19 protein-coding genes, 1 tRNA gene and 4 pseudogenes are annotated in these 21,012 nt (G+C 61.0%); 3 read left to right on the top strand and 21 right to left on the bottom strand.

Annotation, left to right across the window (positions count from 1 at the left end):
- The 7 genes and pseudogenes from G3436_RS28615 to G3436_RS17915 form a co-directional block, all read right to left on the bottom strand.
- Positions 1 to 143, bottom strand: a pseudogene (locus tag G3436_RS28615) (IS256 family transposase); the annotation flags it as partial.
- 95 nt (positions 144 to 238) lie between these two features.
- A complete protein-coding gene (locus G3436_RS17890; protein ID WP_163947580.1) occupies positions 239 to 583 on the bottom strand; it encodes a DUF3325 domain-containing protein in 345 nt (114 codons plus the stop codon).
- Between the two features lies 1 nt (position 584).
- Positions 585 to 2,107 (bottom strand): annotated as a pseudogene (locus G3436_RS28350) (PepSY-associated TM helix domain-containing protein).
- A 1-nt stretch (position 2,108) separates the two neighbouring features.
- The gene (locus G3436_RS17900; protein WP_163947583.1) at positions 2,109 to 2,393 is read right to left on the bottom strand and encodes an iron transporter; all 285 of its coding nucleotides are present in this window, start codon (positions 2,391 to 2,393) and stop codon (positions 2,109 to 2,111) included.
- Entirely contained in the window at positions 2,390 to 3,751 is a 1,362-nt protein-coding gene (locus G3436_RS17905; protein ID WP_163947586.1) for a sensor histidine kinase, read from the bottom strand. The genes G3436_RS17900 and G3436_RS17905 overlap by 4 nt, the downstream gene beginning before the upstream one ends.
- Complete coding sequence (locus G3436_RS17910) at positions 3,748 to 4,458, bottom strand: response regulator transcription factor (RefSeq protein ID WP_163947589.1); 711 nt, start codon at positions 4,456 to 4,458, stop codon at positions 3,748 to 3,750. Before G3436_RS17910 ends, G3436_RS17905 begins: the two co-directional genes overlap by 4 nt.
- Before the next feature lie 89 nt (positions 4,459 to 4,547).
- Positions 4,548 to 6,776 (bottom strand): TonB-dependent siderophore receptor, encoded by a 2,229-nt coding sequence (locus G3436_RS17915; protein ID WP_163947592.1) that lies wholly within the window; start codon positions 6,774 to 6,776, stop codon positions 4,548 to 4,550.
- Positions 6,777 to 7,233: 457 nt separating this feature from the next.
- On the opposite strand from G3436_RS17915, the gene G3436_RS17920 reads away from it, so the two are divergent.
- The gene (locus G3436_RS17920; RefSeq protein WP_163947594.1) at positions 7,234 to 8,385 is read left to right on the top strand and encodes a cysteine desulfurase family protein; all 1,152 of its coding nucleotides are present in this window, start codon (positions 7,234 to 7,236) and stop codon (positions 8,383 to 8,385) included.
- 188 nt (positions 8,386 to 8,573) lie between these two features.
- On the opposite strand, the gene G3436_RS17925 is transcribed toward G3436_RS17920, so the two are convergent.
- The 12 genes and pseudogenes from G3436_RS17925 to thrS form a co-directional block, all read right to left on the bottom strand.
- Entirely contained in the window at positions 8,574 to 9,950 is a 1,377-nt protein-coding gene (locus G3436_RS17925) for an amino acid permease (protein ID WP_163947597.1), read from the bottom strand.
- A gap of 338 nt (positions 9,951 to 10,288) precedes the next feature.
- Positions 10,289 to 10,516: a hypothetical protein gene (locus tag G3436_RS17930; RefSeq protein ID WP_163947600.1), complete on the bottom strand. Its 228-nt coding sequence runs from the start codon at positions 10,514 to 10,516 to the stop codon at positions 10,289 to 10,291.
- A 230-nt stretch (positions 10,517 to 10,746) separates the two neighbouring features.
- Positions 10,747 to 11,112: a DUF2388 domain-containing protein gene (locus G3436_RS17935; protein ID WP_163947603.1), complete on the bottom strand. Its 366-nt coding sequence runs from the start codon at positions 11,110 to 11,112 to the stop codon at positions 10,747 to 10,749.
- Positions 11,113 to 11,563: 451 nt separating this feature from the next.
- Positions 11,564 to 11,640: transfer RNA gene (locus tag G3436_RS17940), tRNA-Pro, on the bottom strand.
- Positions 11,641 to 11,746: 106 nt separating this feature from the next.
- Positions 11,747 to 12,103, bottom strand: coding sequence for a MerR family transcriptional regulator (locus G3436_RS17945; RefSeq protein WP_163947605.1), 357 nt, complete (start codon positions 12,101 to 12,103; stop codon positions 11,747 to 11,749).
- Complete coding sequence (ihfA, locus tag G3436_RS17950; RefSeq protein WP_002553164.1) at positions 12,084 to 12,386, bottom strand: integration host factor subunit alpha; 303 nt, start codon at positions 12,384 to 12,386, stop codon at positions 12,084 to 12,086. The genes G3436_RS17945 and ihfA overlap by 20 nt, the downstream gene beginning before the upstream one ends.
- A 3-nt stretch (positions 12,387 to 12,389) precedes the next feature.
- A pseudogene (pheT, locus tag G3436_RS17955) lies at positions 12,390 to 14,764 on the bottom strand (phenylalanine--tRNA ligase subunit beta).
- A gap of 35 nt (positions 14,765 to 14,799) precedes the next feature.
- The gene (gene pheS / locus G3436_RS17960) at positions 14,800 to 15,816 is read right to left on the bottom strand and encodes a phenylalanine--tRNA ligase subunit alpha (RefSeq protein WP_163947608.1); all 1,017 of its coding nucleotides are present in this window, start codon (positions 15,814 to 15,816) and stop codon (positions 14,800 to 14,802) included.
- Between the two features lie 107 nt (positions 15,817 to 15,923).
- A complete protein-coding gene (rplT, locus tag G3436_RS17965; protein WP_045184205.1) occupies positions 15,924 to 16,280 on the bottom strand; it encodes a 50S ribosomal protein L20 in 357 nt (118 codons plus the stop codon).
- Positions 16,281 to 16,309: 29 nt separating this feature from the next.
- Positions 16,310 to 16,503: pseudogene (gene rpmI / locus G3436_RS17970) on the bottom strand (50S ribosomal protein L35).
- Positions 16,504 to 16,563: 60 nt separating this feature from the next.
- A complete protein-coding gene (gene infC, locus G3436_RS17975) occupies positions 16,564 to 17,115 on the bottom strand; it encodes a translation initiation factor IF-3 (RefSeq protein WP_217977333.1) in 552 nt (183 codons plus the stop codon).
- Positions 17,115 to 19,037 carry a threonine--tRNA ligase gene (gene thrS / locus G3436_RS17980; RefSeq protein ID WP_163947615.1) on the bottom strand — a complete coding sequence of 641 codons (1,923 nt, stop codon included), beginning with the start codon at positions 19,035 to 19,037 and terminating at the stop codon, positions 17,115 to 17,117. Before thrS ends, infC begins: the two co-directional genes overlap by 1 nt.
- Before the next feature lie 380 nt (positions 19,038 to 19,417).
- Here thrS and G3436_RS17985 point away from each other — a divergent pair, with 380 nt between their 5' ends.
- A complete protein-coding gene (locus G3436_RS17985; RefSeq protein ID WP_163947618.1) occupies positions 19,418 to 19,714 on the top strand; it encodes a hypothetical protein in 297 nt (98 codons plus the stop codon).
- 163 nt (positions 19,715 to 19,877) lie between these two features.
- Positions 19,878 to 20,090, top strand: a complete 213-nt coding sequence (locus tag G3436_RS17990; RefSeq protein ID WP_003179963.1) for a cold-shock protein — start codon at positions 19,878 to 19,880, stop codon at positions 20,088 to 20,090.
- 82 nt (positions 20,091 to 20,172) lie between these two features.
- Here the strand turns inward: G3436_RS17990 and G3436_RS17995 are convergent, their stop codons facing one another.
- Both G3436_RS17995 and G3436_RS18000 read right to left on the bottom strand, forming a co-directional pair.
- On the bottom strand, positions 20,173 to 20,493 hold the full coding sequence (locus tag G3436_RS17995) for an I78 family peptidase inhibitor (RefSeq protein ID WP_163947621.1): 321 nt from the start codon (positions 20,491 to 20,493) through the stop codon (positions 20,173 to 20,175).
- A 134-nt stretch (positions 20,494 to 20,627) separates the two neighbouring features.
- Positions 20,628 to 20,930 (bottom strand): hypothetical protein, encoded by a 303-nt coding sequence (locus G3436_RS18000; RefSeq protein ID WP_163947624.1) that lies wholly within the window; start codon positions 20,928 to 20,930, stop codon positions 20,628 to 20,630.
- Positions 20,931 to 21,012 lie beyond the last annotated feature (82 nt).

Consider the following 21,012-nt stretch of genomic DNA (forward strand, 5'->3'; position numbering starts at 1 on the left):
ATCAGCGCTTTCTTGAAGGCCGCAGAAGCCTCTTCGATCGCCTCAGCGGTCATCAGCGTTTCAGGGAGTTGATCCAGCAGTTCCTTTGGAAGCTTCGGCAGCTCCCGTACTGGTTTGCGTTCAGATTTCTTTTTGGTTGGCATACATGCACCTCTTACTCATGTTATGCCCGAACACAAAATTTCTGACCCCCCCCCACATTTGTTGCAACGTGCCATGGCCTGCAAGATTTGAGTTGTCAGCCTTGGTGTCCCCAGCCAACACCAATCACCCCCACCAACCACACCGGCACAACACCCACCAACCAAACCGCCACCCGCGGCCAATACGGCAACACCATCACCAACACAAATCCCGCCAGCGAGATCACCCCACACCACGCCACAGGCCCTATCGCCCACCCCCAGGCGAGCCCGCAGAGCCAGAAGCTGACCGCCAGGGCCAACCACCCTGCCACGCGCAAGGCCACGCGCAACCCGCGCGCCGGCACCCTGCCCCACACCTGCTTGTAATGGCGCTCCAACCCCAGGCACAACGCCAACATGCCTAAGTAGGCAAACACCACCGCTCCTATCATCACCATGTCATTGCCCCTCCACTGCCACTGCCGCACGCTTGCGCACAGGCTTTTCCTCACGCGGCGCCACACAGCGCCACGCCGCGTACGCCAGCAACCCGCCCAGCACCACGCTGGTAGCTTCCAGCACGCGGTGCGCCGGGTCATGCAAGGCCGTCAACGCGCCCAGCACCGGCAAGCCGACACACAGCAACGCCGCCAACCCCAACTGCTCGGCCCACGCACGCTGCGCCGGGCGCACGCCCGCATGCAGCAACGACAGCAACCACAGCGCAAAGAACACCTTCACCTCCCAGTTGGCCCGCTGCGCCAGCTCCACCGGCAACAACCGGTTGGCCCACAACAACCCCACGCACGCCAGCATCAGGCCGGCCACGAACGCCACGTTGAAGCTCTCGGCCACCTTGTACCAGCGCTGCGCCGACACCGACGCGCCCGCATACTTGCGCCGCCGCTTGACGCAAAACAGCACCAGCCCGGTGGCGATCATCGCGCTGCTGATCAGCGCGCACAGGAAGTACACCCAACGCATCGGATACCCGCCGAACTGGGCAAAATGCAACCCGGCCATGACCCGCTGCGTGAGCACGGCCGGTTGCATGGCCGGCACATCGCGCAGCAGCTCGCCAGTGACGCCGTCGAACACCATGGCCTGGCCCTTGCTCAAGGCAATGCGGTAGCCCAGCGTCGGTCGCACCTCGATGCGCGCTGCCGCTGTACCCGGGTTGGCGATACCCACCCCGCTGATCGAGCTCAGGCGCGCCTGCGCTTGCGCCAGCACCGGCACCAGGTCGGTCAACTCTGCCGGCTGCTTGAGCACGCCCGCGGCGTGACCAGGCGCTGTTCACTCTGGGCCTGGTAATACGCGCGATTGTCACCGTCGAACAACGCATCCACCGCCGCCGGCATGTAGATGAACAGGAAGATCACCAGCCCCGTGTAGGTGATCATCAGGTGAAACGGCAGCAGCAGCACCGCACTGGCATTGTGAAAATCCAACCAGGAACGCTGGCCTTTGTCCGGCCGGAAGGTGAAGAACTCCTTGAAGATCTTCTTGTGGATCACAATGCCGCTGACCAGCCCCACCAGCATCACGATGGCCAGCGCCCCCACTACCCAGATGCCCCAGTTGCGCGGCAGGTTGAGGGTGAAGTGAAAACGGAAGAAGAAGCTCCCGCCCGCCGTTTCGCGCACGTCCACCTGCTCGCCCGTGTGCGGGTCGAGCGAGGTGCCGCCGCCGCGCCGGCGCTCGCCGGACGATACCTGCAAACCCGGCGAACGCGCATCCGGCAAGCTGATGTTCCAGGCACTCGCGCCGGGCGCATGCTGCTGCAGCCAGGCCAGCCCGCGCTGTGCGGCCTGGGCCTGGGTAAGGTCGTGGCTGCGCACTTCAGGGCGCATCCAGTTGTCGATCTCCTTGTCGAACACCGCCAGGGTGCCGGTGGCGAAGATCGCGAACAGCAGCCAACCGAAGATCAGGCCCGCCCAGGTGTGCAGCCATGCCATGGATTGGGTGAAGGTGTTTTTCATCTCACAGGCTCCACAGGTGCGGCCAGAAGCCAATCACCGCCAAGGGACCCGCCAGCACCGCGGGCAGCCAGGCGCGCCGTGCACTGCGGGTGGCGAACGCCCAGATGAAGGCGCCGGTGTAGAAAGCGAACGACGGCAGGCTGGCGACGATCGCCGCATCTACCGCCGACAGCGGCAGCAGCCGCGCCAGGCAGGCGGTGGTGGCGTAACTGAAGGCATATCCGCCCAACAGCGCCGCGGCCGCCCGCGACACGATCAGTACCCAGACCGGCAAGGTCTTGTTCATCGATAATCTCCATCAGCCGCAGGTAATCGAATGTTCAGGCGCAAACCGGGGTTGAGGTTCTGCGCCCACAGCTGGCCGCCCTGCAGTTGCACCCGGCAACGGGCAATCGTCAGGCCCAGGCCAAAGCCGTCGCCGCCAGGGCGCGCGGCATCGAGCCGGGTGAAGGGTTGAAAGATGCTCTCCAGCGCGTCTTCGGCCACGCCCGGCCCCTGGTCGTCGATCCACAGGTGCCAGTGTGCGCCATCGCGGCACCCGCCCAGGCGAACCTGGCCCTGGGCGGGGGAATGGCGGATGGCATTGCGCACGATGTTTTCCATGGCCTGCGCCAGGCCGTTCAGGTGCCCCTGCACCAGGCAGTCCTCGCCCAGTTCGTTGGGCAACTGCTGCTCGTGCCAGCCGGACTCGAAGCACGCGTTCTCGCGCACCACATCCCACAAGGTCTGCACCTCGACCGTGTCGCATGCCAGCTTGGGCCGCTCGGTATCGAGCCACACCAGTTCCAGGGTGTCGTCGACCAGTTGGCGCATGCACTGCACTTCGCGGGTCAGGCGCTCGCGCAGCACGTCAGTGTCCGCTTCGTTCTCGGCCGCCATGTGCAGCCGCGTCAACGGTGTGCGCAGCTCGTGGGACAAGTCGGCCAGCAGGCGATGCTGCAGCGCCACGGTCTTTTCCAGGCGTTCGGCCATGTGGTCGAAGGCACGCCCAAGATCGCCCAGCTCATCCTGACGACGGGTGATCACCGGGTCCACCCGCGTGCTCAGCCGGTCGGCGCGCAAGGCGTTGGCCTGGGCGCGCAGGTGCGCCAGCGGGCCGATCAGCACGCGGTACAGCAGCAAACCCGCCAGCAGCGCCAGCACCCCAGGCAGTACGCCATGGGTCAGCAGTTGCACCAGCAGCGGGCGAATCGAGGGCATGAAGCGCTCGGGCAACTGGATGACCAGCTTGCCTGTGTGCGGCGCCGCGGGGAACGGCACGCTGATCGCCGGCAGCTCGACGGCGCGCTTGCTCATCGGCCAATCGAGTTCGCGCATGAACGTCACGTGCTTTTGCTGCGCCTCGCTCAGCGGCTGGCTGCTCAACGAGCGCAGGTCGGCGCCCACCACCAGCGCCCAGCCCGCCTCATGGGTGCGCATCTGCTCGAGCCAGCGATCGACACCTTGCGTACCGCCCGCGCGCCACGCCGCATGGGCCTCGGCGGCATAGCCCTTGAGCACCAGTCGAGCATCCTGCGACAGGTGATAGCTCTTGCGTTCGAAGTGCGCACCGCCCGAGCGGCTGACCCACAGGATCAGCAGGCACAGCACCACCAGCAGGCCACACAGTTTCCACAGCAACGAATGGCGACCGGGCAGCTTCATGAGGGCACCTGCGTCAACACGTAACCCTTGCCCCACACCGTGGCCAGGCGCCCTTCGTAACCGATGGCGGCGAGTTTGCGGCGTACATGGCTGACGTGCATGTCGAGCACGCGGTCCTGTTGCGAGAACGGCTTGTGCAACACCTGCTGGTACAGGAACGGCTTGCTCAGCACCTCTTCAGGGTGTGCCAGCAGCACCTCCATCAGGCGGTACTCGATGCGGGTGAAACTGGCCACTGCCTCCCCCAGGCGCATGTCCTGGCGCACGGCCTTGCGCAGCGACGGCTGCTCGTCATCCTCGCTCGGCGGCGCGGAGCGCTCGTACGCCACCCGGCGCAGTACCGCGTCGATGCGCACATCCATCTCGCCCATGCTGAACGGCTTGGGCAGGTAATCGTCGGCGCCCTGGCTGAAGCCGACAATGCGGTCCTGCTCGGCGCCCAGGGCCGACATCAGGATCACCGGCACCATGAAGCGCTCGCGCAACTCACTCAGCAGCTGCAAGCCGCTGCGCCCAGGCAGCAGGATGTCCATCAGGATCAGGTCAAAACCTTTCCACGCCTGCAGGTCGGTATGGTCGTCCACCCCCTGACACAGCGTCACATCAAAACCGCGACGGCGCAGGTGCTGGTCCAGATGGGCCGCCAGCAGCGGATCATCCTCGACGGCCAGGATCCTGGCGGCCGGTTGTGCACAGAGGTAACTCATGTCTCACCCTGGAGCTGAAAAACACAAAAAGCCACCCCGGGCCGATCGATGCGCGATCGACCCGGGGCAGCCTTGTCGCTGAAGCCGGCTCAGAACGAAATGTTCAACGCCGCGAACAGTGCCCGGCCCGGCTGGTTATAGGTGTTGGCACCCGAACTGCTGGCGTTGCCACCGCGCTGGATCTGCTTGTCGAACACGTTGTTCACACCGAAACGCACGTCATAGTTTTGGTTGATCTTGTAGCCGGTGCTCACGTCCACCAGGCCATACGCCTCGACGTCCTGCTGGGCAGCCAGGTCATAGTCCTGCTGGGTACGGTAGTTGTAGGTCGGCGACTTCTGCTTGCCGAAGTAGGTACCCGCCACCTGGAACGACAGCTGCTCCGTAGCGCGCCAGTCCAGAGTGCTGTTGACCGTGTACTTGGGGATCACGCTCAGCGGCTCACCGGTGTCACGGTTGTCGTTGTTGAGCATCAGGGTGAGGTTGGTGTTCCAGTCCAGCGACGGCGCCAGCTCGACGAAGAAGTTGCCTTCCACCCCTTCCACCAGCGCCTTGCCGGCGTTTTCCCACTGGGTTACGCGCCGGCCACTGTTGATGTCGTAGAGCACGTCGGTACCGCCGGTGATCTTGTTCTTGTAGTCGTTGCGAAAGTACGTCGCGCTGGTACGCCAGGTGCCACGGTCGTACAGCAGGCCGATCTCCTTGTTGACGCTGGTTTCCGGGGCGAGGCTGGCATTGCCCTGCAGGTAGCAGCCACCGTTGTTGGTCTGCTGGGTGCTGCAGCCGTTGCCACGGCTGTACAGCAGGTAGTTGGCGTTGTACTGGTACAGGTTCGGGGTCTTGTAGGCCCGCGCGATGCCGCCCTTGACGGTGAGGTCGTCGGTCAGCTTGTGCGACACGTTCAGGCTCGGGCTGTAGTTGTCGCCGAACTGCTCGTGGTGGTCCAGGCGCAGGCCCGGGGTGATGGTGGTGTCACCGATCACGATGTTGTCTTCGGCAAACAGCGCAAAACTCCTGGCCGAAATTTTCGAGTTGCTACGGTCGAAGCCGTCAATCTGGTCGCCGGGCAGGCCGCTGGGGTCGAAGCTCTGCGAGCGCAGCGAGCCTTTGTCGTTGAGCACTTCGTACAGGTACTCGCCGCCCAGGGTCAGCACGTGTTCGCTGCTGGCGAAGCTGAACGGCAGGTTCACTTCGCTGGACAGGCGCGTGTTGCGCAGGCGCGACATGTCGGCGCCGGTGTCGTTGATGGCGCCTTCCGGGCCGCCGGCCAGGCCTTCGTTGAGGCGCCAGTTGCGCACGTATTCGTAGGTCAGCGACGACTTGGTCGAGCCCCAGTCGAAGTCGCCCAGGTGAGTGAAATCGTAGGTGCTGCGCTGCATCACGTTGGTTTCATGGCCGTACAGCGCTTCGATGCCGGCGAGGTTGCCGCCACCATTGCTGTTCATGGTGTCGCCAGCGTAGATGTTGCCCTGGCGGCTGTAGCCACTGCTCAGCTCCAGGCGATGCTGGTCGTTGAGGCGCCAGCTGAGCAGGCCGTTGATGTCCTTGTTGCGTACCCCTTCGCGGCCGGCGACCAGTGCGCTGTTGGCACTGTCGGCGTTGATGTCGAGGTCGTCGGCGTCGGTCTTGGCCAGGCCGCCATACACACGCAACGACAGGTCATCGGTAAGGCCGCCGCTGAGGCTGAAGTTGGTGCGCTTGCTCACGCCTTCGGCGTCGTCTTCGGGCATCACGGTGAACAGGCTGATGTTGCCTTGCAGCTCCTGGGTCGGGCGCTTGGTGATGATGTTGACCACCCCGCCCATGGCGCCGGAGCCGTAGCGGGCGGCGGCCGGGCCACGCAGGATCTCGATGCGCTCGACCGCTTCGGCCGGTACCCAGTTGGTTTCACCGCGGGTGTCGCGGTCGCCGTTCCAGCCATAGCGCACGGCGTTGCGCGCACTGGATGGCTTGCCGTCGATCAGGATCAGGGTGTTTTCCGGGCCCATGCCGCGCAGGTCGATCTGGCGGTTGTTGCCGCGCGCGCCGCTGGCGCTGTTGCCGGTGAGGTTCACGCCCGGCTCGCGGCGGATGATGTCAGACAGGTCGTTGGCCGGCGGGTGACGCTTGATGTCTTCGGCGGTGATGATCGAAGAGCCCAGTGCCTGCTTGGCTTCCTCCTCGGCGGTGACCCGCGTGTTCTGGATCACCAGGGCGTTGTCACCTGCCTGTTCGACGCTGCTGGCGTCCTCGGCGTGAACCGAGGCGGTGACCAGCGCCGATGACGACAGGGCGACAAAGGCCCAGGCCAGGCTGTTGGGGGAGGTTCTGGACTGCATTTCACGTCTCCGTTACTTCGAGAGCTGGGCAACGCGCATGGCGTGGGCTGCCCCAAGGAGACGCTGAATATAATGATTCTCAAATGGGCTTAAATCTTATTTACGAAATTTACACATTCTCAGGGGAACGTCTTACGCATCGGGCTGGAAACATGTAAGCGCGCCGCTTTTGGCACAGTGCGTTACGCAATACCCGGTCTGCAGATCTCCAGCATGCACGAGGTGAAGCATCTGGCTGCGCGCAGCGAGCAGATTGGTTCATAGCCAGAATTCCTCTCGTTGGCACCTTTACGATTTAAAATTCTAATATTCCCGCTAGGTATCGAATAATTTTCGATTTATCTGAAAATAAGCGAAGAATTGTCAAAAAATTTCCCCGTCATCGCCAGTAGGCTATGCACAGCGCCGCATGCCGGCTGCCTGCCTTGCCTTTCACCTGCATAAAAAGACGATGACCATGCCAAACGAACCGCTGTACCTCGACTACGCCGCCACTACGCCCGTTGACGACCGGGTGATCGAAGCCATGCTGGCCTGCCTCGGCCGCCAGGGCAATTTCGGCAACCCGGCCTCCAGCGGCCACGGTTATGGGCAAGCTGCCCGCCAGGCGGTGGACCAGGCGCGCAGGCAGGTTGCCGAGCGGGTTGGGGCTGAGGTGGATACGATCGTATGGACCTCGGGCGCCACAGAGTCCAACAACCTGGCGCTCAAGGGTATTGCCCAGGGTGACGCTCAGCGCCGCCACCTGATTACCAGTTGCCTGGAGCACAAGACGGTGATCGATACCGCGCATGAGCTGGAGCGCCAGGGGTATGCGGTGACCTGGCTCAGGCCTGATGCACAGGGGCTGATCCAGCCCGAGGCCGTGCAGGCGGCATTGCGCGACGACACCGCGCTGGTGTCGCTGATGTGGGTGAACAACGAACTCGGCACCCTGACCGATATCGCGCGCATCGGCGAGATCGTGCGTGCGCACGGCGCACTGCTGCATGTGGATGCGGCGCAGACGGTGGGCAAGTTGGATATCGACCTGGGCACGCTGGCGGTCGACCTGATGTCGTTCTCGGCGCACAAGGTCTACGGGCCCAAAGGCATCGGCGCACTGTACGTCGGCCTGCGTGCACGCCCCGTGCTGCAGGCGCAGATGCATGGCGGCGGGCATGAAGGCGGGATGCGTTCGGGCACGTTGGCCACGCACCAGATCGTGGGCATGGGCTCGGCGTTCGAACTGGCGGCGGTGCAAGGCGATGCGGAAAGTGTGCGCATCGAGCAGTTGAGCCAGCGCTTGCGCGAAGGGTTGCTGGCGCTGCCGGGGGTGACGCTGAACGGCTGCGCACAGCAGCGTATCGCGCACACCTTGAACCTGTGCATCAGCCGTAGCGGGTTCAACAGTGCGCAGCTGGCGGGCAGCCTGGCGCTGTCGTCGACTTCGGCGTGCAACTCGGCAAGCAATGCGCCTTCGCATGTGCTGCTGGCGTTGGGGCTGGATGCGGGGCAGGCGCTGAGCAGCGTACGGGTGAGCGTGGGGCGGTACACCGAGATGGCGGATGTGGAGCGGGCGATCGAGGTGTTTCGGGCTGCGCTGGAGGGGCCGGTGGGGTTTTGGTGAGGCGATGACAGGTGGCAGCTCGGACGGTGTTCCAGCGCCGAACACTGCGTCACTTCACTGGTTTTGAGGGCTTCACCTGGCATCAGCGCTTGCAGCAACCCTGGAAATCGGCTTGTGGATGATGCTGTTGGTGCTGAACATCCTGTTCTATCCCGCCACCAGCATCACCCTATGACACGCCCGGCCTGTCAGTTGCCCGCGTAGCCAACCGCCTTGTCGGACAGCCAATTGCGCCGCACGAAATAGGCCGCCACCACCAGCACCACCGTAGAGCTGATGAACCAGAACTGGAAGCGCGACGCGGGGTCGAACGCCTGGCTGCCGATCACGCCCAGCAGCGCCAGCAGCGCGACGATATTGGCGTACGGGAAGAACCAGGCACGGAACGCCTTGGGGTCAACCGGCTCATGGCGGGTTTTCCAGCGCATGGCCAGGTGCGCAATGATGATGAAGATCCACACGATCATCACGAAGGTGCCGCTGCTTTTGGCCAGCGTCATGAACAGGTCGCCGCCGCTCACGAAGTGCACCGTCAGAATGGTGAGGCAGATGCACAGGCTGAGCAGCAGCGCATTGAGCGGTACGCCCTTGGGCGTGGTGCGCGAGAACAGCTTGGGTGCGTGCCCTCGTTGGCTGAGCGAGAACAGCATGCGCGAGTTGGAGAACATGAACGAGTTCATCACCGACATGAACGAGACGAACAGCACGATCTTCATCGCGACCGCGGCGCCACCGAAGCCGGCCAGGGTAAACAGCGACACATACGGCGATGCCAGGTTGGCCTTGTCGGTCCAGGGCAGGCACAGGATCAGGATCGACACGGAGCCGACGTAGAACAGCATCACGCGCAGGATCACGCTCTTGATTGCCCGGATCACGTTCTTGCGCGGGTTCTCCGACTCCCCGGCCGCCACGGCGGCGATTTCGCTGCCGCCTAGCGAGAAGATCACCACGATCACCCCCGCCATCACCGGCGACAGGCCATTGGGCATGAAGCCGTCGTGCGCGGTCAGGTTGACCAGGCCCGGGGACGGTATGTCGCTGTGCAGGCCGAGCAGAATCGAGAGGCCGAGCAGCATGAAGATGACGATGGTCGCGACCTTCATCGCGGCCAGCCAGTACTCCACTTCGGCGAACGACCGGACCGAGTAGGCGTTGCTCGCCATCAGCGTCACCAGCATGAGGAACGCACCGGCCCAGATGGGCAGCCACGGCAGAAAGTCATGCAGGATGGCGCCCAGCAGCACCGCTTCGAGGGTGATGGTCATCATCGACTTGAACCAGTACAGCCAGCCGACCGTAAAGCCTGCCCATTCGCCCAGGTACATATTGGCGTAGGTCGAGAACGAGCCGGCGTCGGGCGTGCGGCAGGCCATTTCGCCGAGCATGAACATCACCAGGGTGACCACCACGCCGCCAATGAAGTACGACAGGATGGCCGCCGGCCCGGCCGAGGCGATCAGTGAGCCGGAGCCCATGAAGAGCCCCGCACCGATCACCCCGCCCAGGGCGATCATGGTGATGTGACGTTGTTTCAGGCTTTGCTTGAGACTGTTGGATTGCATTTGCTTGACCTCTCTTATTATTGGGAGGAGTCGACAAGGTGCGGGTGTGCGAGATGGCTCGCCGCACTCGTAAAATGTCGTCCCCCAACACAGGCAACGTCTTGTGCCTGCGTCCACGCGCTGCAGCCTTTTTTCTAGGCAATGGCTATCAGGGTTGCACCTTGGACGGCAGGGCCTGGTAGCTCAAGCGAATTCTGAGCACAACATCCTGCATTTTTTTCCTGAGGGCGCTGTTGCAACCGGGTGCCGGCCCCAAGAACGCCGCAAAACCCTGTGGGAGCTGGCTTGCCAGCGAACGACCGCAACGCGGTCGCAGATCCCCCAAGCCCCCCACCCTATCAATGCGTGCGCTGAACCCGGCTCAACGCCATTTCCACCAACCCACGCGCGTGCTCTATCTCATGCACGGCCGTGAGGCTCAGCATCTGCTGGGGTGTTCGGGAATAGAGCGCGGCCGCCTGCTGCGACACGGTCTGGGCGCAGAGCAGGTATTCGGAGAGTTGGATGAGGATGTCTTCAAGGGTGTGGGTGGTGTGATGCGGTGGGTCTGGGACGATTTTTAGCATGACGATCTCCAACAAGCGATTCTTGCAGAACAATGCTCGTCGGCCCGTCAAAACCGGTCGTTGAATTGGCAACGACGGAAGGAGCCTAGCCCGCTGACGGGGCCGGCGCAATGGCTGGTGTGCGCTGGAGGCAGGTTTGGGAAAGGGACTACAGGGAATAGGGAAAATCTGAGGCTTGGATGTAACGGATTGCAAATCCGCGTCAGAACGGCTCGTTCGCGAGCAAAGATTTAGTCCGCTGGCTGATAAGCGAGAATCGCCATCGCCAACTGCATATCGTCCTCAGGAGCAACCGGGCGCGTAGCTCGTAGTGCTGACAATGCTGCCTGCAGCTCTACGCCCAGAATATTGCCATTGCTTGCCACGAAGGCAGCGGCGTCGTTACGAGCGTCAATGATCTTTTGATCGTTGTTGTTGCTGCTATTTCGGGTGCTGATTTGGCTGTCCTCGGTCGTCGTGACAGGGTATAGCGTCACAGCCAGCGACGACGAAACGATAACTCCGAAGAACGTGGGTTCTACAGCGCGTCCATCCCCGGCTTGGGCGGACAGGGTGTACGAAAAACCGAGCACAATTGTCGCTATAAGCTTGCGCACCTACTCGCTCCCTGCGTTAGTCAGATCGTCAAAAAGGCAATGTACGCGCATTATTACGAAGTATCGACTGGAGGAGTATCAGAGGGCGAAATCAGATAAATAGCGGCCAGACGCCCACCGTTGCGAACCGCAGCCCGCCAAGGCCTGCTGTTACATGATTTGGCACAGGTCAACCGATCGGGGACTAACAAAAAACTGCTGCCTATCAAGTAGGTGGCAGCGCTACGTGTGATGGAATCAAAACATTAAGTGAGCAGAACCTCACATACCTAAAAAAACACCGAAGTCGATTTAGACTGAGCTAATTCCGGGTTTAATAGTTCCACCCCAGCGTAAGCTGATAGGCTGTAGAAGCCGAAATATGAGATAAAAAAGATCAAAGAATTCACGCAAAAATAACACACATGAAAAAGGCCACCCCTTTCGGAAATGGCCTTATTCACTAAATATATGGTCGGGACGGAGTGATTCGAACACTCGACCCCTTGCACCCCATGCAAGTGCGCTACCGGGCTGCGCTACGCCCCGACTGGGCTTGAAGCATGTTCCCCTGATTGCTGAGAACGATGAAGAATTTACCTTAACCTTTTGAATTATGGAAGCTTTTTTTCCAAAATTCCTGACACGGCCAAAATCACTTCTTCAACACCCCCAGCACATCCTCCAACTCGACAATCATCTGCCGAATCATCTGCTTGTACTGGGTCGTGTCATCCTTGGCTTCATCCCCCGACAAGCGCAACCGCGCACCGCCGATGGTGAAGCCTTGGTCGTACAACAGCGCCCGTATCTGCCGGATCATCAGTACGTCTTGGCGCTGATAATATCGACGGTTACCGCGGCGCTTCACCGGGTTAAGCTGGGGAAATTCCTGCTCCCAGTAACGGAGCACGTGCGGTTTTACCGCACAAAGCTCGCTCACTTCACCAATGGTGAAGTAGCGTTTGCCTGGAATCGGCGGAAGCTCGTCGTTATGACTTGGTTCCAGCATAGGCCTCAACTCGGGCTTTCAACTTCTGCCCTGGACGAAAGGTGACGACTCGACGCGCCGTGATCGGGATCTCTTCACCCGTTTTCGGGTTGCGGCCCGGCCGCTGGCGCTTGTCGCGCAAGTCAAAGTTGCCGAAACCCGACAATTTGACCTGCTCGTTGTCTTCTAGAGCGTGCCTGATCTCTTCAAAAAACAGCTCGACCAATTCCTTGGCCTCGCGCTTGTTCAGGCCCAGCTCCTCATACAGCCGTTCGGCCATCTCAGCTTTCGTCAGAGCACCCATACGCTATTTCCTTAACGTGGTGTTCAACCTTTGTTCAAGCGAGGTGAGAATGTTTTGCGTGGTGGCGTTCACCTCATCGTCGTTAAGAGTGCGCGATGGATGCTGCCAGGTCAAGCCGACCGCCAGGCTTTTTCTATCAGGATCAATACCTTTACCCTGATACACATCAAACAGCCTGAGGTCTGTCAGCCACTCACCCGCATTTTCACGGATCACGTCCAGCACTGCGCTGGCCGCCACGTCACGCCCTGCGATCAACGCCAGGTCACGACGCACTTCCGGGAACTTGGACAGTTCGTGGAATTTAGGCAGGCGCCCTTCCACTACGTCGGCCAGTACCAGCTCGAACACGTAAACGGTGCGGTCCAGGCCCAGGGTCTTGACCAGCTCTGGGTGCAAGGCGCCCAGGTAGCCGACTTCGACGCCGTCACGCTCGATGCGTGCGGTCTGGCCCGGGTGCAGCGCCGGGTGTTTGCCTGGCACGAAGGTGAAGTCGTTGAGCGAACCGGAGAAGCCCAGTACCGCCTCGACATCGGCCTTCACATCGAAGAAGTCGATGGTGTCACGGCCGTTGGCCCAGCCTTCCGGCAGGCGGCTGCCGCAGATCACGCCCGCCAGCATCGGCTGCTGCTTGAGGTCACCCAGCTGGCCAATGAAGCGCTGGCCGCTTTCGAACAGGCGCACGCGGTCTTGCTGACGGTTGAGGTTGTGCTGCAGCGCCTTGACCAGGCCCGGCCACAGGCTGGCACGCATGGCCGCCATGTCGCTGGAGATCGGGTTGGCCAGCAGCAGCGGCTCTACGCCCGGGCTGAACAGCTCGAACAGTTTAGGGTCGATGAAGCTGTAGGTGATCGCTTCCTGGTAGCCACGCGCAACCAGCAGGCGACGCAGCGCCGGCAGCTCGCCACGGGCTTCAGGCTTGGCCTGCGGGGCCAGGCGCGCTTGCGGGTAACGTACCGGCAGGCGGTTGTAGCCGTACAGGCGGGCCAGCTCTTCGATCAGGTCGACTTCCAGGCTGATGTCGAAGCGGTGGCTGGGTACTGCTACCTGCCACTGCCCGGCTTCACCGCTGGTTTTCAGGCCCAGGGCGTTGAGCAGTTGCTCGACCTGGGCGTTGTCCATTTCCATGCCCAGCATCTGGGTGATGCGCTCGGCACGCAGGGTGACCGGGGCGATGTTGGGCAGGTGCTCAGGGCTGACCGTCTCGATGACCGGGCCGGCTTCGCCGCCAACGATGTCCAGCAGCAGGCCGGTGGCGCGCTCCATGGCTTCGCGGGCCAGTTGCGAGTCTACGCCACGCTCGTAGCGGTGCGAGGCATCGGTGTGCAGGCCGTAGGAACGGGCCTTGCCCGCTACCGAGATCGGCTCGAAGAAGGCGCTTTCAAGGAAGATGTCCTTGGTGGTGGCCGCAACGCCGCTGTGCTCGCCACCCATCACGCCGGCAATGGCCAGGGCACGATCGAGGTCGGCGATGACCAGGGTGTCGGCACGCAGGGTGACTTCCTGGCCGTCGAGCAGGACGAGCTTCTCGCCCTCCTCGCCATGCGCACACGGATGCCACCGTTGATTTCTGCCAGGTCGAAGGCGTGCAGCGGCTGGCCCAGCTCGATCATCACATAGTTGGTGATGTCGACGGCAGCGTCGATGCTGCGCACGTCGGCACGGCGCAGACGCTCGACCATCCACAACGGGGTCGGGCGCGACAGGTCGACGTTACGGATAACGCGGCCCAGGTAACGCGGGCAGGCAGCCGGTGCGAGTACTTCTACCGGGCGCACGTCGTCGATGCTCGGCGCAATGGCCGGCACGGTCGGGCGGGTGACCGGGGCGGCGTACAGGGCGCCGACTTCACGGGCCAGGCCAGCCAGGGACAGGCAGTCGCCGCGGTTTGGGGTCAGGTCGACCTCGATGCTGGCGTCGTCCAGGTCCAGGTACACGCGGATGTCCTGGCCAACCGGGGCGTCTGCGGCCAGTTCCAGCAGGCCGTCGTTCTCTTCGCTGATCTGCAGTTCAGCGGCCGAGCACAGCATGCCGTTGGACTCGACGCCACGCAGCTTGGCCTTCTTGATCTTGAAGTCGCCCGGCAGCTCGGCGCCGATCATGGCGAACGGGATCTTCAGGCCAGGGCGCACATTCGGCGCGCCGCACACTACCTGGAAGGTCTCGCTGCCGTTGCTGACCTGGCACACGCGCAGTTTGTCGGCGTCGGGGTGCTGTTCGGTGCTCAGCACCTCACCCACGATGATGCCGCTGAATTGACCGGCGGCCGGGGTTACGCTGTCGACCTCAAGCCCGGCCATGGACAGACGCGCCACCAGCTCGTCACGGGATACCTGCGGGTTGACCCAACCGCGCAGCCACTTTTCACTGAATTTCATCCTGCTCTCCTAAAGATTCGTTACGGGTGCGCGACCTAGCGAAATTGCGCAAGGAACCGCAAGTCGTTGTCGAAGAACAGGCGCAAATCGTTGACGCCGTAACGCAGCATGGCCAGGCGCTCGGCCCCCATGCCAAATGCGAAGCCCGAGAACTCTTCGGGGTCGATACCGGACATGCGCAGCACGTTCGGGTGCACCATGCCGCAGCCCATCACTTCGAGCCAGCCGGTCTGCTTGCACACGCGGCAACCCTTGCCGCTGCACATGACGCATTGGATATCGACTTCAGCCGAAGGCTCGGTGAAGGGGAAGAACGACGGACGGAAACGTACCGCCAGCTCTTTTTCGAAGAACACGCGCAGGAATTCTTCGATGGTGCCTTTGAGGTCGGCAAAATTGATGTCGCGATCGATCAGCAGGCCTTCGACCTGGTGAAACATCGGCGAGTGGGTAATGTCCGAGTCGCAGCGGTAGACGCGGCCCGGGCACACAATGCGGATCGGCGGCTGGGTGGACTCCATGGTCCGCACTTGCACCGGCGAGGTGTGGGTGCGCAGCAGCATGTTAGCATTGAAGTAGAAGGTGTCATGCATTGCACGGGCCGGGTGGTGGCCTGGAATGTTGAGCGCTTCGAAGTTGTGGTAGTCGTCTTCGACTTCCGGGCCTTCGGCAATACCGTAGCCAATGTGCGTGAAAAACTCCTCGATGCGTTCGAGGGTACGGGTAACAGGGTGCAAACCACCGGAGGTCTGGCCACGGCCAGGCAAGGTGACGTCAATGCATTCAGCGGCCAGGCGAGCGCTGAGCTCGGCTTCTTCATAGGCAGCCTTGCGGGCGTTGAGCACCTCGGTAACGCGTTCCTTGGCATCGTTGATCAGCGCGCCGACTTTGGGCCGCTCTTCAGCTGGCAGGTTGCCCAGGGTCTTCATCACCTGAGTCAGTTCGCCTTTCTTGCCAAGGAATTGAACCCGGATCTGCTCCAGGGCATTGATGTCTTCAGCGCGCTCCACAGCCTCGAGGGCTTGGGAGACCAACGCATCCAGGTTTTCCATGTACAGACTCCAGATACAAAATAGGGGAAGAGCTTACAGGCTCTTCCCCTATCTATGACGTTTAACATCCGCCGCCGACATCGACGGCGAATGATTGTCGTGGGTACTTAAGCCAGAGTGGCTTTAGCCTTTTCGACAATCGCAGCAAACGCCGCTTTTTCGTTCACTGCCAGATCAGCCAGAACTTTGCGATCGATTTCGATCGACGCTTTTTTCAGGCCAGCGATCAGGCGGCTGTAGGACAGACCGTTGACGCGAGCACCAGCGTTGATACGAGCGATCCACAGAGCGCGGAACTGACGTTTTTTCTGGCGACGGTCGCGGTAGGCGTATTGGCCTGCCTTGATGACCGCTTGCTTGGCAACACGGAATACGCGCGAGCGTGCACCGTAGTAACCTTTAGCCAGTTTCAGAATTTTCTTGTGACGCTTACGAGCGATGACGCCACGCTTTACACGAGCCATGAGTAACTTCCTCTATCTAGAACCAAAAATTAACGAAGGCGCAGCATGCGCTCGACTTTTGCCACGTCCGACGCGTGCAGCAAGCTGCTACCACGAAGTTGACGCTTACGCTTGGTCGACATTTTGGTCAGGATGTGGCTCTTGAAAGCGTGTTTGTGCTTGATGCCGTTAGCCGTTTTCAAGAACGCTTGGCTGCACCGCTTTTGGTTTTCATTTTTGGCATGTTCGGATACTCCGCATTCAGTTGATAAACATAACCGCAAGGCCTGCCGTGCCCTGGTGGTTATTTCTTTTTCTTGGGGGCGATGACCATCAAAAGCTGGCGTCCTTCCATCTTAGGATGCTGTTCGACGGTTCCGTATTCCACGAGATCAGCTTCGATCCGCTTCAACAGTTCCATACCCAGCTCCTGGTGGGCCATCTCACGACCACGGAATCTCAGAGAGATTTTGGTCTTGTCCCCATCAGTAAGGAAACGTACCAGGTTGCGTAGTTTTACCTGGTAATCCCCTTCCTCCGTCCCTGGACGAAACTTGATTTCTTTGATCTGGATGATCTTCTGGTTCTTCTTCGCCGCGGCCTGCTGCTTTTTCTTCTCGAACAGGCTTTTGCCGTAGTCGAGGACTTTGCAGACAGGCGGAACGGCGTCAGCAGAAATTTCTACCAGGTCCAGTTTCGCTTCTTCAGCGATACGAAGCGCTTCTTCAATCGAGACGATGCCCAACTGCTCGCCGTCAGCGCCAATTAACCGAACCTCACGTGCCGAGATATTCTCGTTGATCGGGGCCTTCGGTGCAGCTCGTTTATCTTGTCTCATATCACGCTTAATAGTAATTACTCCGAATCTTGGCGACCACGCCGGGAAACCGCTTGCGCGAGCAGGTCCGCAAATTGGGCGACGGGCATGGAGCCCAGGTCAGCACCTTCGCGGGTACGCACAGCGACAGTTTGCGTTTCGACTTCCCGATCCCCGATAACCAGGAGATAGGGAACCTTGAGCAAGGTATGCTCGCGGATTTTAAAGCCGATTTTCTCATTTCTCAAGTCGGACTTGGCACGGAAACCGCTTTCGGCCAGAGTTTTTTCGACTTTTTGCGCGAATTCCGCTTGTTTGTCGGTGATGTTCATGATCACCGCCTGCGTTGGCGCGAGCCAGGCCGGGAATGCACCTTCGTAATGCTCGATGAGAATTCCGACGAAACGCTCGAACGAACCGAGGATTGCACGGTGCAGCATCACGGGATGCTTGCGGCCGTTGTCTTCGGACACGTATTCGGCGCCCAGACGGATCGGCAGGTTGAAGTCGAGCTGCAGGGTACCACACTGCCACACGCGGCCAAGGCAATCCTTCAGCGAGAATTCGATTTTCGGACCGTAGAACGCCCCTTCACCCGGCTGCAGGTCGTACGCCAGGCCGGCGCTGTCGAGGGCTGCGGCCAGTGCGCCTTCGGCACGGTCCCACAGGTCGTCGGAACCTACGCGCTTTTCCGGACGAGTGGAGAGCTTGAGCTCGATGTCCTTGAAGCCGAAGTCCTTATACACGTCCAGGGTCAGCTTGATGAACGCGGCCGACTCGGACTGCATCTGCTCTTCGGTGCAGAAGATGTGCGCATCGTCCTGTACGAAGCCACGCACACGCATGATGCCGTGCAATGCACCCGATGGCTCGTTACGGTGGCAGGCACCGAACTCGGCCAGGCGCAGTGGCAACTCGCGGTAGCTCTTCAGGCCCTGGTTGAACACCTGTACGTGGCACGGGCAGTTCATCGGCTTGATGGCGTAGTCGCGGTTCTCGGACTGGGTGGTGAACATGTTGTCACCGTAGTTGGCCCAGTGCCCGGACTTTTCCCACAGCGAGCGGTCGACCACTTGCGGGGTCTTGATCTCGAGGTAGCCGTTGTCACGCTGCACCTTGCGCATGTACTGCTCGAGCACCTGGTACAGGGTCCAGCCGTTGGGGTGCCAGAACACCATGCCCGGCGCTTCTTCCTGGAGGTGGAAGAGGTTCAGGCGCTTGCCGATCTTGCGGTGGTCGCGTTTTTCGGCTTCTTCGATGCGCTGGATGTAGGCCGCCAGCTGCTTCTTGTCAGCCCAGGCGGTGCCGTACACACGTTGCAGTTGCTCGTTCTTGGCGTCGCCGCGCCAGTAGGCACCGGACAGCTTGGTCAGCTTGAACGATTTGAGGAAGCGCGTGTTGGGCACATGCGGGCCACGGCACATGTCGACGTATTCTTCATGGAAGTACAGGCCCATGGCCTGTTCGTTCGGCATGTCTTCGACCAGGCGCAGCTTGTAGTCTTCGCCACGGGCCTTGAACAGCTCGATCACCTCGGCGCGCGGGGTGACCTTCTTGATGACGTCGTAGTCTTTCTCGATCAGCTGCTGCATACGCTGCTCGATCGCCGCCAGGTCTTCTGGGGTGAAAGGACGCTCATACGCGATGTCGTAGTAGAAGCCTTCGTCAATGACCGGACCGATCACCATCTTGGCAGTCGGGTACAGCTGCTTGACCGCATGACCGACCAGGTGAGCGCAGGAGTGACGGATGATCTCCAGCCCCTCTTCGTCCTTGGGCGTGATGATTTGCAGGCTGGCGTCCTGTTCGATCAGGTCGCACGCGTCGACCAGCTTGCCGTTGACCTTGCCGGCCACGGTGGCCTTGGCCAGGCCTGCGCCAATGGACGCGGCTACATCCGCTACGGTTACGGCGTTGTCGAACGAACGTTGACTGCCATCGGGAAGAGTAATAGTGGGCATGGCGCCTCCTCTCCTAGTGGTGACCCCTACCAAAGGTCACGTGGGTTGGGATGAGCCAGTACGCGATTCGACCCTGTCTTTGCAATGCAAAGCCTGCCTCACAGTGGCAGAAGCCCAAGGGCCTGCCAGGGTACGAACCAGAGTGACTGGATACGTATATAGAAGGAATGGTGCGCTGCGCTGCACGCGGCAAGGCAAACCGGCCAAATCCTGAGCCAGGCATGCTAGCACAAAGCTTTCGGCAGATTTGGCGCGGCGCGGGATATGCAGAAATATTCTGAAATTAGACCCGGGCGGTGAACTTGGGCGGTTTTTTTCCGATCAGAGATTAGGAAGCGACCTACTCTAGATAACACCCGACCCTAAAAGGAGTGACCGGTATGCGACTTCATTCTCTTCTGGCCCTGGCGGCCACTGGCGCCCTGCTGCTGCCCATCGGCGCAAACGCAGGCACTGTGCCACCCGGCTACCTCACCTCGTGTGTAGCCTCCGCCGCCGCCCAGCCGGGCATGACGAAATCTGCCGCCGAAAAACACTGCAGTTGCAGCGTGAATGTGATCGAAAAAAACTTTTCGGATGCAGAAATCAAGGAGCTGAACAGCACCGATGGCGTTGATCAGGCCCTGAAAGACAAGGCAATCAAGCTCGTGACACAAGCCTGCAAGGCCCAGAAATAGGGGCCCGAGGCCCAGAAAGCTCAGATAATTTGCGCTAGATCAGCATTCGGCTCACGTAAAAGTCACCACAAGCGCAGAATTAGACTATGATGTCTCTGTGCACCTTGTTGGCCTCGGCGACACCGCACTACTGAAAAAAATCATGTTTCCTGGAGATACACCCATGTCCAATCGCCAAACCGGCACCGTCAAATGGTTCAACGATGAAAAAGGCTTCGGCTTCATCACTCCACAAGGTGGCGGCGACGACCTGTTCGTACACTTCAAGGCCATCGAGTCTGACGGCTTCAAGAGCCTGAAAGAAGGCCAGACCGTCTCCTTCGTTGCCGAAAAAGGCCAGAAGGGCATGCAGGCTGCACAAGTTCGCCCAGAGTAAGCTCTGACGAATTAAAAAAACCCGTCCTTGGACGGGTTTTTTTGTGCCTGCCGTTTGGTGAAACAGCAGGCAGTAGCAGGGTTCAGCCGCAGTTGACCCGCGTGACCACACCTTTGTCGTCGGCGTTGAGGTTCAAGCGCTCAGAGCGGTACTCCAGGGTGATCATGTCGGTAGGCTTGAGCACTCGGGCGATCTGCGCCCCACTCGCCTTGCGCGCCTGCTCCAGCAGTTCGGCGCTAGCCGGCTTGCCGACGGTGAATGCGGCGCGGGTGGCCTCGCAGCGGCCATCGAGGTTCGGTGCGGCCGCGACCTCTGGCGCCTTGGACGATGAGCCATCGGTACTGCAACCTGCCAGAACCACGGCGGCCAACAGGCTCGCCAATGTTGCACGCGTGCGGAACATGAATCCTCCTTTGAAATACTGGGATGCTGTCTGGTACGACAGTTTCAAGCACTTTTGGTTGCAAAAACGCCCCAGTCTGCCTGAGACGTGGGCGCCAGGGAAACCTCAATCGTGACCGGATTTTGCGTCGACGCTTAGTAGATATCGATGTAGTCACTGGCGGGCTTGGGCCAGTTATTGCTCAACACGTTGTAGACCTGCAGCACCCAGCGTTCGTCGTCGGCAGCGACGGGGCCGACGCAACCCGAGCCTGCGGCCCAGGTTTCGAGGCGAAACAGCAGACCGTCGAGTTCGCGGCCACCGGTTACCTGCGACAGGGAGGCAATGCCGGCGCGGGTGACGCGCAGTTGGTTGTGAACGCGGTCATTGCCCTGGGCCAGCAACTGGCGCACCTGTTCGAGAGTGAGTTGCGCGGGGTTGTTCAGATCGATCTGCACGGGGTGTCCTCGGGCGTGCTGGTGGCTGTGGGGGTGCAGGGTACCTCAGGTACACCGCGTGTGCTTCTTCGCTGGCAAGCCA

Source organism: Pseudomonas brassicae (assembly GCF_010671725.1).
GTDB classification, from domain to species: domain Bacteria; phylum Pseudomonadota; class Gammaproteobacteria; order Pseudomonadales; family Pseudomonadaceae; genus Aquipseudomonas; species Aquipseudomonas brassicae.

What these genes read in the sequence shown, in the direction of transcription:
- G3436_RS17945 (WP_163947605.1), bottom strand. Translation starts at nt 12,103, where the DNA reads ATGCTGGAACCAAGTCATAACGACGAGCTTCCGCCGATTCCAGGCAAA.
- G3436_RS17920 (WP_163947594.1), top strand. Translation starts at nt 7,234, where the DNA reads ATGCCAAACGAACCGCTGTACCTCGACTACGCCGCCACTACGCCCGTT.
- G3436_RS17990 (WP_003179963.1), top strand. Translation starts at nt 19,878, where the DNA reads ATGTCCAATCGCCAAACCGGCACCGTCAAATGGTTCAACGATGAAAAA.
- G3436_RS17985 (WP_163947618.1), top strand. Translation starts at nt 19,418, where the DNA reads ATGCGACTTCATTCTCTTCTGGCCCTGGCGGCCACTGGCGCCCTGCTG.
- G3436_RS17900 (WP_163947583.1), bottom strand. Translation starts at nt 2,393, where the DNA reads ATGAACAAGACCTTGCCGGTCTGGGTACTGATCGTGTCGCGGGCGGCC.
- ihfA (WP_002553164.1), bottom strand. Translation starts at nt 12,386, where the DNA reads ATGGGTGCTCTGACGAAAGCTGAGATGGCCGAACGGCTGTATGAGGAG.
- thrS (WP_163947615.1), bottom strand. Translation starts at nt 19,037, where the DNA reads ATGCCCACTATTACTCTTCCCGATGGCAGTCAACGTTCGTTCGACAAC.
- rplT (WP_045184205.1), bottom strand. Translation starts at nt 16,280, where the DNA reads ATGGCTCGTGTAAAGCGTGGCGTCATCGCTCGTAAGCGTCACAAGAAA.
- G3436_RS17910 (WP_163947589.1), bottom strand. Translation starts at nt 4,458, where the DNA reads ATGAGTTACCTCTGTGCACAACCGGCCGCCAGGATCCTGGCCGTCGAG.
- G3436_RS17915 (WP_163947592.1), bottom strand. Translation starts at nt 6,776, where the DNA reads ATGCAGTCCAGAACCTCCCCCAACAGCCTGGCCTGGGCCTTTGTCGCC.
- G3436_RS17995 (WP_163947621.1), bottom strand. Translation starts at nt 20,493, where the DNA reads ATGTTCCGCACGCGTGCAACATTGGCGAGCCTGTTGGCCGCCGTGGTT.
- G3436_RS17890 (WP_163947580.1), bottom strand. Translation starts at nt 583, where the DNA reads ATGGTGATGATAGGAGCGGTGGTGTTTGCCTACTTAGGCATGTTGGCG.
- G3436_RS17905 (WP_163947586.1), bottom strand. Translation starts at nt 3,751, where the DNA reads ATGAAGCTGCCCGGTCGCCATTCGTTGCTGTGGAAACTGTGTGGCCTG.
- pheS (WP_163947608.1), bottom strand. Translation starts at nt 15,816, where the DNA reads ATGGAAAACCTGGATGCGTTGGTCTCCCAAGCCCTCGAGGCTGTGGAG.
- G3436_RS17930 (WP_163947600.1), bottom strand. Translation starts at nt 10,516, where the DNA reads ATGCTAAAAATCGTCCCAGACCCACCGCATCACACCACCCACACCCTT.
- G3436_RS17925 (WP_163947597.1), bottom strand. Translation starts at nt 9,950, where the DNA reads ATGCAATCCAACAGTCTCAAGCAAAGCCTGAAACAACGTCACATCACC.